The sequence below is a fragment of the Leucobacter sp. NPDC077196 genome (assembly GCF_040687075.1).
In the GTDB taxonomy this organism is placed as follows: domain Bacteria; phylum Actinomycetota; class Actinomycetes; order Actinomycetales; family Microbacteriaceae; genus Leucobacter.
This window is the reverse complement of the sequence record NZ_JBFBML010000002.1, coordinates 105,289-121,941: the sequence shown is the minus strand read 5'-3', so window position 1 is coordinate 121,941 and position 16,653 is coordinate 105,289. Positions and strand designations below refer to the sequence as shown.

Here is a 16,653-nt window from a genome sequence, read left to right as displayed (position 1 = left end):
TTTCAGGAAGTGGGGCGGGGTTCGCTGGGATGCGGATCGATCAGGCGCCCGTTGAGCAGCACGCCGACGATGGATGCAGGGTCTGAGAGCGCACCGGGCTCGCGAGGGTCACGACGCAGCAGCACCGCGTCGGCGATCGCACCGGGCTCGATCGCACCGGGTGCCGCTGCGTGGGTCGGCGCACCGGGATCCTTCGCTTTCGCGAGCAGTGCCGCTCCCGAGATCGTCGCCGCCACCAGCGCCTCTGCCGCGCTGAGCCCAGCGTCGACGAGGGCGTCGAACTCGAGTCGGTTGGTGCCGTGCTGGGCGGTGGTGCCGTAATCGGTGCCGAGCGCGATTACGACGCCATGGTCGCGGGCGAGGCGCACGGCGTGCGGGTGCCGAGCCACGGCTTCGTCGACGCGGGCGGAGAATGCGGCCGGGAGGCCGCCTTCGGCGATCATGTGCTGCACGAGGCGGTAGATGCGCAGGGTCGGCACGAAGGTCGTGCCCGCCTCGGCAGCGCGTCTCGCCTGCTCTGCCGTCAAGAAGATGCCGTGCTCGATGCTCGCCGCCCCAGACTCGATTGCGTGATCGATGGCATTGCCGCCCCACGCGTGCACCATGACGCCTGCCCCGGCCGATGCGGCGCGTCGCGCGGCACTCGCGAACTCGGCCGCCGAGAAGTGCGAGTCGAGCGTCGCTCGCGAAGACGACGCGACGCCGTCCGTGGCGACCAGCTTCACCCAGGTCGCCCCGGCATGCAGCACTTCGTCCACGGCGCGATCAAGCCCGCCGGCGGCGTCTGCTCGTGCGCGGTCGATCAGGGCGACCGAGCAGGCGACCCTGGGGCGCAGTGCGGGCGGGATGCGTTGGAGCGCGGCGATTGTCAGGCCGCCGGCGTCGCGCACGCTCGTAACGCCGGCTCGCAGCGTGCGGGCGAGGGCGTCTGTCGTCGCCCGATGCGTGTCTTCGTCGCTGACTCGCGCGCGATCGGCGGCGTCGAAGGCGTGCCACCCGGCATGCAGATGCGCGTCGACCAGGCCGGGCATGATCCAGCCCGCGTCAGTGGGGATCTGCGCGGCGGCGACCGTACCCGAGGCTTCTGCCGCGGATCCGAGGTCCTCGGAGCGTGCCGCGTGGGCGGCGTCGCTCACCGCCGTAAACCGCCCCTCGTGCCAGCACACGCGCTGCGGGGCCGAGAAGCCGCCGTGTGCATCCATGACGCGCAGCGTCGCTGTGGTCATGCAAAGCCCCTCGTCGTCAATAGTGGTGCGCGCGGGTCAGCCGCGTCGTGGTCTACACCATCACCCTATTGAAGCCCTTCACTATGGACCACTTTGCGTCGCATCGGCTGAACCACGCCTCGCACACCGCTCCGCTGCCTCCGTCGCCTCACTCTCTGCGAGCGGGGTCACTCTTCGTGCGTGTTGCGAGTGCGACACGCACTGAAAGTGACCCCGCTCGCAGATTGAGGTGGGGTGAGTGGGGTGGGGTGGGGAGGCGAGGTGGGTGGGTGGGGACGGTGGAGGGAGGGTGCGGCGGCGGGCGGGTAGACTGTTTCGGTGACCAGTAGTTCTTCCGCAACCGCACCGCACGCTGCGAGCCCCGCGCTTCTGCTCGCTCGCGGGCTCTTCCACCTCGCAGCGATCGTCACCGTCACGGTATGGGGATTCCTCGCATGGCCGCTGCCGTTCCCCGGCGTATTCACCGGGATTGGGCTACTGGTGCTCTCCGTGCTGCTCTGGGCACTGTTCCTCTCGCCGAAGCCGGTGCTGCGCGTCGATCGCTTCGCGCAGGCGCTGTTCGAGCTCTGCCTCATCGCCGCGGCCGTCGCCGCTCTGCTCGCGCTCGGCGTGTTCTGGGTGTGGCCGGCCGCGTTCGGCGTCGCCGCTGCGACCGTGGGCTTCATCGTGTCGAGCCGCCGCGCGTAGCAGCGCTGGGCCACGCGCAGTCACCCTGAGTCACGCGTAGTCGCACTTACGGATGCGGCATCCGGAATAGCCAGCGCGCTGACGGTGTTCTCACCGACATGAACGCACTCCGCGCCGTCGCCGGCGCCACCCCAGACCAGCTCATCCTCGGCCTCGACACCTTCGGCGACGTCACACTCGACGATGCGGGTGCGCGCAAGACGCACGCGCAGGTGCTGCGCGACGTCGTTGAGCAGGCGGTGCTCGCAGACCGACTCGGCGTCGACGCGATCACGCTCGGCGAGCACCACCGCGACGACTTCGCACTCACGTCGCCCGAGATCGTGCTCGCCGCCATCGCGGGTCGCACCGAGCGAATCCTGTTGGGCACGGGAGTGACCGTGCTCTCGAGCGACGACCCGGTGCGCGTGTACGAACGATTCGCCACCCTCGACGCTGTGAGCTCGGGTCGCGCTGAGGCGGTGCTCGGCCGGGGATCCTTCATCGAGTCATTCGCGCTCTTCGGCTACGACCTGAACGATTACGATGCGCTCTTCTCCGAGAAGCTCGACCTCTTCGCGCGGCTCCGCGAGGAGGGCCCGGTGACCTGGTCGGGGCAGCATCGCGCAGCGCTCGTCGACCAGCACGTCTACCCGAAGACCGAGCAGCCCGAGGGTGTGCGGGCGTGGATCGGGGTGGGCGGCAGCCCCGAATCGGTGGTGCGCTCGGTGCAGATGGGCATTCCGATGATGCTCGCGATCATCGGAGGCGACCCGTCTCGCTTCGCCCCGTTCGCGAATCTGTATCGCAAGGCCCAGCGCGAACTCGGCCGCGAAGCCATGCCGCTCGGCGTGCACTCGCCGGGGCACGTCGCCGACACGGACGCAGAGGCGCGAGACCAGTTGTGGCCACACTTCGAGGTGAACCGCAATCGCATCGGAGCCGAGCGCGGCTGGCCGAACACCACCCGCGCCGAATTCGAGCGCGAAGCCGACAGCGGCTCGCTCTACGTCGGGTCTCCCGAGACCGTGGCTCAGCGCATCGCGTCCACGGTGCGCACGCTGGCGGCCGACCGGTTCGACCTGAAGTACGCCAACGGCACGATGCCGCACGCGCTGCTCATGCGGAGCATCGAGCTCTACGCGACCGAGGTGATGCCCCGCGTGCGAGAGCTGCTCGCCGCATCGTGAACTAGGCGGGTCGGATCACCCGGGCCTCGTGCACCTCGTGCGTTCCGGGTGCGACCTTCGCATCGAGCACGCCGAACAGCAGTCGCACCGCCGATCGGCCGTACTCGCGCGCGCGCAGATCGACCCCGGTCGCGCCGAGCGCGCCGGGCTCTGCGGCCATCGTCGCCATGAGGAGTCGCGCGCCGTGCGGCGCTTCTGGCGCACCCGAAGCACCGAATTCAGCGCGCGCTGACTGCACCGCGATCGCACGGAGCACGAGCCCCTGGGCGACCCACACGATGGCGTCGCAGCCTGCAGCGGCAGCGTCTCGCATCGTGGCGATGAGCTCTGCCTCAGTGGGGTCGAGCGCCGAACGCATGAGCACCGGCCGCTGGCGGTGCTCCGCGCACCACGCGCCGTACCCCTCGGCGACATCGTGCGCCCAGGCCGGCTCGCGGTCGGCGGGCAGTGCGACCAGAGCCGGAGCCGACGCCCCCTCCTCGGCCAACGCGTCGAGCACTTCGGCGATGAGCGATCGGTGATCGGCCGCGATCCACGCCGAGACCCGCTCCCGCTCCGCTCCGACGTACTCGCCAACGGAGATCAGCGGGGCGTCGCCGATGCGCTCGAGCAGACAGGGGAACGCCGAAGGAGTCGGATCGACGACGATCGCGCCGTCAATGCTGGGTCGTCGAGCACGGCCGGGTGCGGCGTCCGCGAGCAGCAGCAGGTCGCTTCCCGCCTCAGACGCAGCATCGGCGGCGCCGAAGGCGAGCTCCATGTAGAACGACAGTTCCCGTACGTCGTGGGGAACGCTGAGACCAATGGCGCCGTGCCGGCCGCCGCGCAATCGCTGGGCAGCGCGGTTCGAGACGTAGCCCATCGCGGAGGCCTGAGCCAGCACGCGCGCTCGCGTGGCCTCTGACACCCGCCCACTGCCGTGCAGTGCGGCCGAGACGGCAGTTTTCGAGATGCCCAACGCGTCTGCGATATCGATGATCGTCACACCCGCGCCAGCACCCGCCATAGCCTCAGTGTAGGGTCCCCGGTCTCGCGCCGGGGACACCGGCGAGTTGCACGAAGCCGCCGGGGCACGTATATTTGCACCCGCTGCGGGAACGTTCCCGCACTTGCCTGCGCGGATCGCTTCCCCGATCCGCCCGCCCAGCATCACGTGACGAAGGAGTCCCATGTCATCCACCTCTCCCCCGCAGACCGTCGCGAGCGGCCTCACGGCGCTCACCGGTCGGGTCATCTTCGGGTTCGTCGGCACCTGGGTGTTCGCGCTCATGGCAGCGAATCTGGTGCCCGTGCTCATCGCAGCGATGGTGCAGGATCTCGGCGTCGACATCGCAGCCGCAGGCGCCCTCGCGACCGGGATGACCGCAGGATCGGCGCTCGCGATGTTCGTCACGAACCGATTCATCGCTCGCGCCGACCGTCCGAAGCTCGGGCGCATCGGCCTCGTGCTCATGGTCATCGGATACGGCTTCCCCGCAGCGGTGCTCACCACCCCAGCGGTGATGATCGGTCTCATCGTCGGCGGCATCGGCGCCGGCATCATGATCGCCACCGGCACCGCGGCCGCCTCGTCGACGCGCAACCCCGATCGCACCGTCACCACGATCATGGTGATCAACCGCCTCGGCGCTGCCGCGCTCCTCGCCATCGCCCCTATCTTCCACAACGACCTGCGCACCGTGCTCATCGTCATCGCGGCGCTCGGCGTCGTCGGGCTCCTGCTCGCCGGCGGCCTGCCGAACCTCCCCGCAAACGCTCTCGACGCAACCGGGGCGATCGATACCAGCGACGGCCGCGTGCGCTCCACGATCGGGGCCGCCGCACTCGTCTTCGCGATCTCGATCCTGCTCTGGTCGCTGACCGAAGACATGGTCTACTCCATGACGAGTGTGCTTGCACAGCAGTCCGAAATCAGCCCGGAGACGAATAGCTCGCTGCTCGCCGGCAAGGTGCTCGGCGGTCTCGTGGGCGCGCTGCTCGCACCCCTGGCACTGCGCTGGCTCGGCCGCAGCTGGTCGTTCGCGATCATCATCGCCATCAGCACCATCACCAAGTTCATCATGGTCACGAGCACCACCCCGCTCGCGTACACCGTCGCGATCCTCATCTGGGGCGTCATGTACGGCGCGATCCTCGTGCTCTTCACCGGCCTCGCCGCGATCATGGACGTCACCGGCCGCACCGGAGTACTCGTGTCGGGCTTCTACCTCGCGGGAGTGGCGTTCGGCCCGCTCGTGGGAGGCCAGCTCGTCGGCATCCTCACCCCGTTGCAGTACGCGATTACCGTATCGATTCCCAGTGTGATCTTCGCAGCCGCGCTCTTCGTCATCGCGCGCCGCAGCCGCAAGTTCGAGCAGGGCAACACCGCCGCGGTGCCCGTCGCCCAGGCAGCCGCCGCACATTCCGACACCGCGCCCGCGCAGCAGCACTGACCCGGAGGCCAGCATGACTCACACCACCACTTCCCAGGCGCCAACGGCCCGACCCGTCGAGATCGCAGACCGCCTCGTCGTCGTGGATCGCGTCCACCCCTTCACCGATGGCGCGAGCCCCCAACCGGCGGGTCTCGATACCGTGGCGATCCGAGACGGCCGCGTCATCGCCGCGGGCTCGCGAGATGAACTGGCGATCCATGTCGGCGACGACACCGTGATCGACGAGCACCCGGGAGCGACGCTGGTGCCCGGACTCGTCGACGGCCACACGCACATCGTCTTCGGGCTCGAGCTGACGCGCGGCGTGCAGCTCACCGACCTCACTCTCGATGAGGCGCAGGATCGCATCGCCGCCGCCGCTGCCGAGGCCGCCCCCGGCACGTGGCTCTTCGGGTGGGGCACGGATCCGAACATCTTCACCGAATCGGGTTTCACGGGAAAGCTCTTCGATGAGGCCGCTGCTGGCCACCCCGTGTTTCTGCGCCTGCGCGATGCGCATTCGGCGGTGATCAACAGCGCCGGCATCGAAGCGATCGGCCTCACAGGGCGCGAGACGTTCCCCGACGAGTCCGCCGTGGGCGTCGACGAGCAGGGCCAGCCGACGGGCTACCTGCTCGAGCTCTCGGCGATGGACTTGGCTCTGGGGCAGGTCCCAGCCGAGAGCCACGAGGAGCTCGCCGATCGCCTCGCGGTCGTGCTCAACGGGATGGCGGCGAGCGGCATCACCGGAACGCACGTCATGGACTTCCACGCAGGCAGCCGAGAGGTGCTCGAGATCCTCGAGTCGCGCGGCGACCTGCCGATCCGACTTCGTTTCTCGCCCATGGTGCTGCCCGGTGCGACCGACGAGACGCTGGAGCAGACCGCGGCGTTGCAGGGCCTGCACGGCCGCAGGTGGCGCGTGGAAGGCGTCAAGTTCATGATCGACGGCACCGTCGACAACGGCTCGGCCTGGCTGCGCGAGCCCGACTGCTACGGGCAGGGGCGCCGCTCCATCTGGACCGACACCGAGGCCTACCGCGGCGCCCTCCGCTTCTTCGCTGAGCGCGGGATCGCCACCGCAACGCACGCGATCGGGGATCAGGGCGTCGCATTCGTGCTCGACGCGATCGAGTCGCTCGGCGAGGTCGCGCAGCGCTCCGCGCACCGCATCGAGCACATCGAGACGATTCCCGACAGCACGGTGCCCCGCTTCGCCGAACTGAGCGTCGCGGCGAGCATGCAGCCGATCCACGGCACGCGCCACACCCGCGCAGACCGCACCGATAACTGGTCGGTGCGTCTGGGCGAGGAGCGAGCCTCCCACGGCTGGCGCTGCCGCGACATCCGCGAGTCGGGCGCCGTACTCGCACTCGGCAGCGACTGGCCGGTGACCCCGTACGACCCTCGGGTGATGATGGCGGAGTCGATCCTGCGCTACCCCGTGGCGCGCCCAGAGCTCGCGCCCGTTCAGCCAAAGCAGGCGCTCACCGTGCAGCAGGCGCTCGAGGGGTACACCTCGCACGCCGCTCGAGCGATCGGCGTCGATGACGAGGGCGCGGTGCGACCCGGGGCACGGGCGGCGTTCACGGTGTTCGCCGCCGATCCGCTGACGATGTCGGCGCAGGAGCTCGCCACCATCGACGTCGTCGCGACGTACGTGGACGGGGAGCCGGTGTCGCGCTGACCGGCACTGCTTGGCACGGCGCTCGCCGGTGCGAGAATCGGCCTCGGTGAAACGCTCGGTTCACGAAGCGTCTCACCGAGGCCGATCTCGCACAGAGGCCGAACATCCCGCAGGAGCCAGGGCGTCGCCCGCTCCGTCGCACACCCCTCAGACGGTCAGCACGCGCCATTCCCCGGCTTCACTGGCCTCGGGCATCCCGTCAAAGATCCGAATCGTCCGGACGTCGGGGTCGGTGACGATCGTCGCGAGCGTGCCCCACCGATCGCCGTATTCCTTCGACATGTCGGGAATGCAGGTGAGCGGCGGCTGACCGGGATCGGAGCGCAGCAGGCGCACGAGCTCGGTCGACGACTCCGGTACGCCAGCGGCCAGCCGCTCGCGCACGAGGTCGAGCCGCTCGGTCGAATCCGGTTCGTAGATCTCGCTCTTCTGCGCCATCAGCGGCTCAGCGTGCTGGAAGTGGTTCGTTCGCTGCACCGACCCCTCGACTTCCGGGATCTCGAAGATCCCGACCGGGCTGATCTCGAGCGAGACCGCGCGCGAGGCGTCGAGCATGGTGAACGCCGACGACGATCCGATCGGCGCCGAGCGCACCAGCGCGACCGCCTCATCGACCGAGGCGCACTCCGACAGCACCGTGCTCGACAGCAGATGCATGGGGATGCCATCCGGTCCGTCGCTCGCGTGACCGAGGATGTTGAAGTGCAGCGCCAGCCCGGCCTCGTTCACGCCGATCTTCGACAGGATCCCCTGTTCGGTGAGACCGGCATACCGCAGCCCATGCCCCGTCACGGTGTGCGTGTGCCAGTACGCGTCAAGCTCGACGTGCCAGTCCCAGGTCTGCACGCCGAGCCGGTGACCCCCGAGGTGGGCCGTGACCGTCGAGCACTCGCTCGCGCCTCGGACGCCGAGTGCGATGAGCTCGGTGCGCGCGTTCAGTGCGACGACGTGCTCGAACGGCACACCGGCTCCGTAAGCGACACCCCTGAGCTGCTCGAGCAGCTCGGGGCGCCACGAATCCACCGCCGCCACCACACGAGAGACGCCATCGCGTTCCATCTCCACGGAGACGCCCAGGATGCGGAAGAGTTCGGCGTACTTCGCGTATGCCGTTGGCAGCGAGCCGCGGAGTGCTGAGCCGCGGCTCACTCCGAGTTCATGGGCGGTCGCACCCGTGACGTCGAGGTGCAGGCGATCGGTCTGTGTAGTCATGCAGCAGTGCTTTCTGTGGAGGGTCGGGCGAGCGCCCGCGGTGCGGAGGGCGACGTCGTCGCCGGTATCACGACTTACGATCAGCCCCGCCGCTGAGGGCGTCGCGAAGCCCACGACGCGGCTTCCAGCCGGGGCGGGGCGCCGAGGCGAGGAGGAGGCGGGTGTACGGATCCGTGGGGCGGTCGAGAATGTCGGAGACCGTGCCGCGCTCGATGATGCGCCCGGTGCGCATCACCACGACGTCGTCGGCGATGTCGCGCACGACCGAGAGATCGTGGGTGATGAACAGGTACGACAGGCCGTGCTCGCTCCGCAGCCGTTTCAGCAGATCCAGCACTTGCGCCTGCACCGACACGTCGAGCGCGGAGACGGCTTCGTCGAGCACGAGCACCTCCGGCTCGGCCGCGAGGGCTCGCGCGATCGCGACGCGCTGCTTCTGCCCGCCGGAGAGTGCTTCCGGCTTGGCGTCGGCGTGACGCTCGGTGAGACCGACCTCCGCGAAGAGCTCGAGCAGACGTGCGCGGCGCCCGGCCCGGTCGAGATCAGGGCGGTGCGCCTGCAGCATCTCGTTGATCGTCGCCGCAACGGGCAGGGAGCGGTTGAGCGACCCCTGCGGGTCCTGGAAGACCATCTGCACGAGTTTGGCGCGCTCGTGCAGCGCCCGCCGCGAGGTGGTGGGCCGCACGGGCGTCCCTGCGATCCGCACCTCCCCGGCGTCCGCCGTCTCGAGCCCGACGATCACGCGCGCCAGGGTCGACTTCCCGGAACCCGATTCGCCGACGACCGCGAGGCAGGTGCCGGCTCGCAGCGCGCACGAGACATCGTCGAGCGCGGTGACGCTCGCGGTGCGGCTGAGGTGGAACGTGCGCTCGAGGTGCTCGACCTCGATGATGGAGGCTGCATCGCCCCGCGTCGCCGACTGGGCAGGGGACGTCTCGGTCATGCGCGATCCTCCGTGTTCGTCAGTGGGCCGGTGCCGGGAGCCTGCTGCGGAACCCCGTCGGGGTACAGCTGCGGCCGCGCCGACATGAGCGCCCTCGTGTACTCCGTCTTCGGCCGATCCCGGATCTCCTCAGGAGTGCCGATCTCGAGAATCTCGCCGTCCTTCATCACCGCGAGCCGGTCGCAGATCGCCGCCGCGAGATCGAGATCGTGGGTGACGTAGATCATCGAGAGCCCGTGCTCGCGGCGCTTCTCATCGAGGATCGCGACGACCTCGGCCTGGGTGGTGACGTCGAGAGCGGTGGTCGGCTCATCGGCGAGCAGCAGCTTCGGGTCGCCCGACATGGCTCCCGCGATCACGACGCGCTGCAGCATGCCGCCCGAGAGCTGGTGCGGATAGGACCGCAGCACGCGCTCCGCGTCATCGATGCCGACCTGGCGCAGGAGCTCCGCCGCACGCGTTCGCGCCTGTGCGGCGGGAAGCGAACGGGCGTCGCTCATGCCCTCGATCAGGAAGCGGCCGACCGGCAGCACGGGGTTCAGCGATCCGTGCGGATTCTGCGAGATCAGGGCGAGATCATTGGCGCGGATCCGGCGGAGTTCTTCTCCGCCCGAGCCGAGCAGGTCGGTGCCGTCGAGCTCGATGGAGCCTTCGACGCGCGCGCTCGAGGGTTCGATGCCGAGAATGCACTTCAGGGTCATCGACTTGCCCGAGCCCGATTCACCGACGAGGCCGAGCGCTTCGCCCGAGCCGAGGGTGAAGGAGTTGCCGTGCAGAATCTCGGTGGCCTGACCCGAATCCGGGTCGGTGACCGTGAGTACGAGTGAATCGACCTGCAGCATCAGCGGATCCTTCCTGCGGCGCGACGTCCGCCGAGTTGCTCACCGACGTAGCCGAACGCCGCCACGGTGATGACGATGGCGAGGCCGGCGAAGATGCTCTGCTCCCAGAACCCCTGCTGCAGCGAAGCCTGACCGTTGGAGACCATGAGCCCCCAGTCGGGAGTCGGAGGTTGCACGCCGAGCCCGAGGAAGGAGAGCGCCGCGAGTTCGATCATCGCGTACCCGAAGTTGATGGTCATGCCCGTCAGAATCTGCGTGCGCACGTTGGGCAGGATGTGGCGCACGGTGATGAGAAAGCCCGAGATCCCCTGCAGACGCGCCGAGGCGACGTAGGGCAGATTGCGCTCGCGAAGCGCCACCGAGCGGATCACGCGCGCCGAGTACGGGACGAACCCGATCGCGAGCGCCAGGGAGGCGGTGAGGATCGACGGCCCGAAGATCGCGACGGCGAGGATCGCGAGCAGCATGTTGGGGAACGCGAACAGGATGTCGAGGATGCGGCTGATGAAGGCGTCCACTTTTCCGCCGAACCAGACCGCCGTGAGTGCGAGCAGCGTCGCGAGCACCGCGGTGACGATCATGACGATGGTCGGGCCGATGAGGCTCGTACGGGCGCCCCAGATGATCCGGGAGAGGATGTCGCGGCCCGACTGATCGGTACCCAGCGGGTGCGCGAGACTCCACGCCTCATGGCGGGCCGTGACGGCGCCGGCGTACGGATCGTAGGGGGCGATGATCGGCGCGAGGATCGCCATGAGCACCACCAGCGCGATGACGATGAGGCTGCCGACGCCGACCGGCCCGAGGCGGCGCCTGAGCAGACGCCAGCCTGACACGGGCACGTCGCCCCGGTGCTTGCGGAGCAGCTGCACCGCGATGGTGTTCTGCGAGCGAGTGCCGGTGCCGGGCTCGCTCGCGGGCTTCTGGGATGTCATCGTGTCGTCACTCCCTTGCTGAGACGGACTCGGGGATCGATCACGGAGTACAGCAGATCGACGATGAGGTTGACGATGCCGAATGCGAGCACCATGACCAGCGCGATCGCCTGCACCACCGCGAAATCCTTCTTCTGAACGGAGTTCACGAGCAGCGATCCGATGCCGTCGAGCGTGAACGCGTACTCGATCACGAAGGCGCTGGCGAGCAGCCCCGCGACCTGCGTGCCGATGACGGTCGTCACCGGCAGCATCGAGTTCCGGATCGTGTGCCGCCACAGCACCAGCTGCTTCGGCACTCCGCGCGCGATCGCCATGATCACGTGCTCGGATCCCTGCTCCTCGCGCACAGCGGTTCGCGTGATCCGCGCGACCACGGCGATGCCGGGGAACGCGAGCGCGATTGCGGGGAGCGTCAGGTGCCAGAGCCGATCGAGGAATCCCTCGCCGGAGCCCGAGACGGGGAACCAGCCGAGATTGGATCCGAAGATGAACATGAGCACCAGTGCGGCGAAGAACGTGGGGACGGCGAACCCGAGGTTCGATCCGAACACGACGATCTTCTCGAACACGCCTGAACGGGTCGCGGCGAGCACGCCGAGGCCGATCCCGAACACGATGATGAGCAGGGCCGCGAAACCGGCGAGGTACAGCGTCGTCGGGATGCGGGTCGCGACGAGCGTCGTGACGTCTTGCTGAGTGACCAGCGAGCGCCCCAGGTTGCCCTGGAGCACATCGATCAGCCAATGCCAGTACCTGAGAAGGAAGGGATCGTCCAGGCCGTACTGCGCACGGATCGAGGCGAGCACCTCAGGGCTCACCGTTCGCCCCTGCACGAGGAACTGCTCAGGGCTTCCCGGAGCCAGGTACATGCCTGAGAACACGATGAAGCTCGAGACGATCAGCACGGCGAGCAGCGCGCCGAGCCGTTTGAACACGTAGACCATGGACGATCCCTTCCTGCTGGTACTCGGCTCAGGCGGTGGCGCCGAGGTCAGCGGCCCACGGGTAGTAGAGGTACACGAACGACGCAGGAGCACCGGTGATGCTCTCGTCCATGTACATGCGCACTGCGAGGTCGTTGATCGGCACCCACGGCTGCTCCTGCATGATCAGAGCCTCCGCTTCGACCGTCAGCTTCGCCCGCTCGGCATCGTCGCTCTCGCCGATGGCCGCGTCGAGCGCCGCATCGACGGCGGGATCGGAGAAGCCGGAGTAGTTCTGATCGCTGCCGGTCTTGGCGACGCTGATGAGATGCAGCAGCGGATCGGGTGCGCTCAGGTAGTTGGTGGTGACGAACCCGTCGTACCCCGCACGCGCCTCCGGATCGGAGAAGAAGGCGCCGAACTGGGCGCTGGGAACTCCGGTCGGTTCCAGCGTGATGCCGAGTTCTTTCGCGCCGTTCGCCATCTCGTTCAGAATGTCGGCGTAGAAGCTGCGCTCGCTCGGGTAGGCGATCTTGATCGGCTGGGTCAGGTCGACCTCCGCGTCCTCCAGCTCGGCCTTCGCGGCCTCGATGTCGAAGCTCAGATCCGGGAGCTGCTCGTCGCGCAGGTCGGCGATGCCGGGCGACGTCTCCTCGACGGCGTCCCACGGCGACTGCGGCACGACCGAGCGCGCCGGTGTTCCCGTGCCCTCGTAAACGGTGTCGGCGATCGCCTGACGATCCGTGGCACGAGTCAGCGCCCGACGCACCGCTGGGTCGCCGAAGACGCCCTCGCCGGTGGAGATGATCGCCATGTTCTGCATGCCCTGGCCGGCGTACAGCTCGCCGGTCTCGCTCGATCCCAGCTGATTCAGGGCGGGCAGCGGCACGTCGTAGGAGCCCTGGATCTCACCGGTGCTCAGGCCGTTCGCGATGGCGGTCGGGTCGACGACGAAGCCGATGCTGACCTCTTTCGCCATCGCCTTTCCGTCGGCATCCCAGTAGTCGTCGTAGCGCTCGAGCGTGATCGACTGCCCCTGCTTCCAGTTGCCCGGCGTGAACTTCAGGGGGCCGGTGCACATCACGCCGGCTTCGGGGTTTCCGTAGTTCTCACCCGCGGCCTCGCGCTGCGCCTGCTGCACGACGACGCCGATGATCGTGCTGAGCGACGACGGCAGCGTGTAGTCGGGGGTCTGGAGCGTGATCGTGACCTCGTTCTCACCCGTGGCAGCGACCTCGACGATATTGGCGACGACGCCACCGCCCCAGTAGCTGCCCTCGGCGGGATCGAGGTGGCGCTTGATCGAGTACACGACGTCGTCGACCGTCATCGGCGTGCCGTCCCAGAACGTCACGTCGTCGCGGATGCCGAAGACCCAGGTCTTCCCGTCATCGGTGTTGGACTCGGTCGCGAGGTTCGGCTGCACCGAGAAGTCCGGCTGCATCTCGAAGAGCGGCTCGCAGAGGTTCGACACGATCGTGTTCTCGGGATAGTTGAAGGCCTTGACCGGATCGAGGCTGGCGAGCTCGCCGTATGTCGAGTTCCAAGCGACGGTGTCGGCCTCCGCGGTGGCCTCGGGCGTGGTCTGCAGCAGCTCCGTGTCTTCCGACGGGGTCGCGGCGTCACCTCCGCGGCTTCCGGTCGCGCAGCCCGCGAGGGCGAGGCCCCCGACGGCAAGCAGGGCGATAGACGCCCGAATCGGTGCGAATTTCACGTTGTTCTCCATTCGAAGTTTCATCGTTGAAGCTCCTCATCCCGACACCTGCCGAGCGAAGACCCACCGGCGATGCTAGCACCCAAAACGGTTTGTGAAAAACGGTTTGGTTATCACGTTTTGATGACGGATCAGCCGGGGGCCGCCTGGGAATCGTTCCGCTCACCCGCAGCTGACCGGCTATTCTGACGAGGTGCAAGCGAGCGAGCGACCAACCATCAAAGACGTGGCGAAAGCCGCCGGCGTCTCGCCCACCACCGTCTCGCACGCCCTCAACGGCAAGGGCGTCGTGCGGCAGGAGACGGCCGACCGCATCGCCCTCGTCGCGGGCAAGATCGGATATCGGCCGAGTCCGATCGCCCGAGGGCTGCAGAACTCCCGCCTCGGGCTGCTCGCACTCGTGATCCGTCCGCTGCGATCGCTCGACACCTTCCTTCCGGAAGGCGTCGACTACTTCCTCAGGATGGCCGGCGCGGCCTCACTCGCGGCGATGGAGCGCGGCTACAGCATGATGCTCGTCGACGATCCCACCCGCCCCGGGGCGCCGCTGAGCGCCACCGCAGCAGACGCGTACATCGTGTCGGAGCCCTTCGCGAACGACCCGGTGCTCACGATGCTCTCCGAACGCCACATCCCGTTCGTCTCCGTCGGCTCCGACCCCGCGCGGCGCGGCCAGTTCATCGAGCTCGCGACGCGCGACTGGGAGGAGACGGAGCTCGCGCTCGACCACCTCGCTGAGGCGGGCGCCGAACGCGTCGCACTGCTCACCGGCACCGACCAGAACGCCTGGAACCGGGAGTCGGAAGAGGCCTACCTCGCCTGGTGCGAGCGTCGGGGCCAGACACCCGACATCGCAGCGTTCCCCGAAGCGGAGGGCGAGCGCATCGGAGAGGCCGCCATCGAACGGTTCTTCGGCGCAGCGACCGGAACCCGCCCCGACGGACTCTTCTGCCTGACCGGCCGCCACGCCGCCGGGCTGAATGCCGCTGCGCACCGCCACGGGATCCGCGTACCGGAAGACCTGCTGCTCGCCGCGGGCTCCGGAGCGCTGCAGAACCGCATCTCACAGCCCAGCGTCACCACCCTCGACCTCCACCCGGAGGGGATCGCGGCGCGAGCCGTCGAAGTCGCCGTGCACCTCGCCGAGGGTACGCCGCTCACGGTGCCGCTCGAAGTGCCGCGAGCCACGCTCGACGTGCGCGAGTCGACGATGCGGGGCTGAGGGCGCTGCCCGTCATGTCGCCGCCCATCGCGGCAGCGCCGTGTGAGATTCGGCTTCGGTGAGACGCGCAGCCGTGGCTCGTCGCTCACCAAAGCCCCGTCTGTCACCGAAGCCGTGTCGACCGCCGAAGCCACACCCGCTCACCCCCGGGCGCACGAAAACGGGGACCGGCGCCGAAGCACCGATCCCCGCCTCAACCAGCGCTCACGCGCGGGCGCACAGCCATCACGCCAGACGCGCAGCCAGGTTCTCGTCGATCGACGCGAGGAACTCCTCGGTCGTCTGGTAGCCCTGATCCGCGCCGACCAGCAGCGCCAGGTCCTTCGTCATCTTGCCCGACTCGACGGTCTTGATGACCACGTCCTCGAGCGTGTGTGAGAAGTCGATCAGCTCCTGGTTCTGATCGAGCTTGCCGCGGTGCGCAAGACCACGGGTCCACGCGAAGATCGACGCGATCGGGTTGGTCGAAGTGGGCTTGCCCTGCTGGTGCTGGCGGTAGTGGCGGGTGACCGTTCCGTGAGCCGCTTCCGCCTCGACGACCTTGCCGTCGGGCGTCGCGAGCACTGAGGTCATGAGGCCGAGCGAGCCGAAGCCCTGCGCCACCGTGTCCGACTGCACGTCACCGTCGTAGTTCTTGCAGGCCCAGACGTAGCCGCCCTCCCACTTCATGGCCGAGGCGACCATGTCGTCGATGAGGCGGTGCTCGTAGGTCAGGCCGGCTGCCTCGAACTGATCTTTGAACTCGGTGTCGTAGATCTCCTGGAAGACATCCTTGAAGCGGCCGTCGTAGGCCTTCAAGATGGTGTTCTTGGTGGAGAGGTACACCGGGTAGTTGCGGTTCAGGCCGTAGTTCAGCGAGGCACGGGCGAAGTCGCGGATCGAGGCATCGAGGTTGTACTGCACCTGCGCGATGCCGTCGCCGGGCGACTGGAAGACCTCGAACTTCTGCGGCTCCGAGCCGTCGTTCGGCGTGAACTCGACGGTCAGCGTGCCCTCGCCCTGGAACCGGAAATCGGTCGCGCGGTACTGATCGCCGAATGCGTGACGGCCGATGATGATCGGCTTGTTCCAGCCCGGAACGAGGCGGGGGATGTTCGAGATGATGATCGGCTCGCGGAAGATCACGCCGCCGAGAATGTTGCGGATGGTGCCGTTCGGGCTGCGCCACATCTTCTTGAGGCCGAATTCTTCGACGCGAGCCTCGTCGGGGGTGATGGTCGCGCACTTGACGCCGACGCCGTGCTTCTTGATGGCGTTCGCAGCGTCGATGGTCACCTGATCGTCGGTGGCGTCGCGGTGCTCCATGCCGAGGTCGTAGTACTCGAGCGTGACGTCGAGGTACGGGTGGATGAGGCGGTCCTTGATGAACTGCCAGATGATGCGGGTCATCTCGTCGCCGTCGAGCTCGACGACCGTACCTTCAACCTTGATCTTCGCCAACGCTTCTCCCGTTTCTCGTCGTGTATGAGCCGTGAATCATCCTACCCGAGTCCGTTTGAGTATCTCGACATCGAGATACATTCGCCGCGCTGCAGTCCCTCAGCCGCCCGATCGCCCCCGCAATTCAGTCATGGCGCTCGAAGCCACTGCTCCCCTAATGTAGGTGTCACCCGAACCGGGTACCGACGGCGACGCAGCCGTCTTCCACTGCAACGGATCGTCCGGCACGTGCCTGC

The 16,653-nt window shown here is 68.2% G+C and carries 14 protein-coding genes; 5 read left to right on the top strand and 9 right to left on the bottom strand.

Translation table 11 applies throughout. The annotated features are described in order from the left end of the window. Positions 1–2: 2 nt before the first annotated feature. Positions 3–1,226, bottom strand: coding sequence for an amidohydrolase family protein (locus AB0O71_RS04285; protein ID WP_363742447.1), 1,224 nt, complete (start codon positions 1,224–1,226; stop codon positions 3–5). A gap of 318 nt (positions 1,227–1,544) precedes the next feature. Between AB0O71_RS04285 and AB0O71_RS04280 the strand changes: the two genes are divergently transcribed. Both AB0O71_RS04280 and AB0O71_RS04275 read left to right on the top strand, forming a co-directional pair. Beyond that, positions 1,545–1,913: a DUF2568 domain-containing protein gene (locus tag AB0O71_RS04280; RefSeq protein WP_363742445.1), complete on the top strand. Its 369-nt coding sequence runs from the start codon at positions 1,545–1,547 to the stop codon at positions 1,911–1,913. Positions 1,914–2,011: 98 nt separating this feature from the next. Continuing rightward, positions 2,012–3,082, top strand: coding sequence for an LLM class flavin-dependent oxidoreductase (locus AB0O71_RS04275; RefSeq protein WP_363742443.1), 1,071 nt, complete (start codon positions 2,012–2,014; stop codon positions 3,080–3,082). A gap of 1 nt (position 3,083) precedes the next feature. Here AB0O71_RS04275 and AB0O71_RS04270 read toward each other — a convergent pair whose 3' ends face one another. Then, positions 3,084–4,088: a LacI family DNA-binding transcriptional regulator gene (locus AB0O71_RS04270; protein ID WP_363742440.1), complete on the bottom strand. Its 1,005-nt coding sequence runs from the start codon at positions 4,086–4,088 to the stop codon at positions 3,084–3,086. A 163-nt stretch (positions 4,089–4,251) separates the two neighbouring features. Between AB0O71_RS04270 and AB0O71_RS04265 the strand changes: the two genes are divergently transcribed. Both AB0O71_RS04265 and AB0O71_RS04260 read left to right on the top strand, forming a co-directional pair. After that, positions 4,252–5,514: an MFS transporter gene (locus tag AB0O71_RS04265; protein ID WP_363742438.1), complete on the top strand. Its 1,263-nt coding sequence runs from the start codon at positions 4,252–4,254 to the stop codon at positions 5,512–5,514. A 13-nt stretch (positions 5,515–5,527) separates the two neighbouring features. Beyond that, positions 5,528–7,183: an amidohydrolase gene (locus AB0O71_RS04260; RefSeq protein ID WP_363742436.1), complete on the top strand. Its 1,656-nt coding sequence runs from the start codon at positions 5,528–5,530 to the stop codon at positions 7,181–7,183. Between the two features lie 147 nt (positions 7,184–7,330). Here the strand turns inward: AB0O71_RS04260 and AB0O71_RS04255 are convergent, their stop codons facing one another. From AB0O71_RS04255 to AB0O71_RS04230, 6 genes are all read right to left on the bottom strand, one after another. Then, on the bottom strand, positions 7,331–8,395 hold the full coding sequence (locus AB0O71_RS04255; RefSeq protein ID WP_363742434.1) for a C45 family peptidase: 1,065 nt from the start codon (positions 8,393–8,395) through the stop codon (positions 7,331–7,333). 67 nt (positions 8,396–8,462) lie between these two features. After that, positions 8,463–9,338, bottom strand: coding sequence for an ABC transporter ATP-binding protein (locus AB0O71_RS04250; RefSeq protein ID WP_363742432.1), 876 nt, complete (start codon positions 9,336–9,338; stop codon positions 8,463–8,465). Beyond that, positions 9,335–10,180, bottom strand: a complete 846-nt coding sequence (locus tag AB0O71_RS04245; protein ID WP_363742428.1) for an ABC transporter ATP-binding protein — start codon at positions 10,178–10,180, stop codon at positions 9,335–9,337. Before AB0O71_RS04245 ends, AB0O71_RS04250 begins: the two co-directional genes overlap by 4 nt. After that, on the bottom strand, positions 10,180–11,115 hold the full coding sequence (locus tag AB0O71_RS04240) for an ABC transporter permease (RefSeq protein ID WP_363742426.1): 936 nt from the start codon (positions 11,113–11,115) through the stop codon (positions 10,180–10,182). Before AB0O71_RS04240 ends, AB0O71_RS04245 begins: the two co-directional genes overlap by 1 nt. Further along, positions 11,112–12,062, bottom strand: coding sequence for an ABC transporter permease (locus AB0O71_RS04235; protein ID WP_090152134.1), 951 nt, complete (start codon positions 12,060–12,062; stop codon positions 11,112–11,114). The genes AB0O71_RS04240 and AB0O71_RS04235 overlap by 4 nt, the downstream gene beginning before the upstream one ends. 28 nt (positions 12,063–12,090) lie before the next feature. Further along, positions 12,091–13,779, bottom strand: a complete 1,689-nt coding sequence (locus tag AB0O71_RS04230) for an ABC transporter substrate-binding protein (RefSeq protein ID WP_363742423.1) — start codon at positions 13,777–13,779, stop codon at positions 12,091–12,093. A gap of 202 nt (positions 13,780–13,981) precedes the next feature. Here AB0O71_RS04230 and AB0O71_RS04225 point away from each other — a divergent pair, with 202 nt between their 5' ends. Further along, the gene (locus AB0O71_RS04225) at positions 13,982–14,977 is read left to right on the top strand and encodes a LacI family DNA-binding transcriptional regulator (protein WP_363742421.1); all 996 of its coding nucleotides are present in this window, start codon (positions 13,982–13,984) and stop codon (positions 14,975–14,977) included. Positions 14,978–15,202: 225 nt separating this feature from the next. Here the strand turns inward: AB0O71_RS04225 and AB0O71_RS04220 are convergent, their stop codons facing one another. Then, positions 15,203–16,417, bottom strand: a complete 1,215-nt coding sequence (locus AB0O71_RS04220) for an NADP-dependent isocitrate dehydrogenase (RefSeq protein WP_363742419.1) — start codon at positions 16,415–16,417, stop codon at positions 15,203–15,205. Positions 16,418–16,653: the final 236 nt, after the last annotated feature.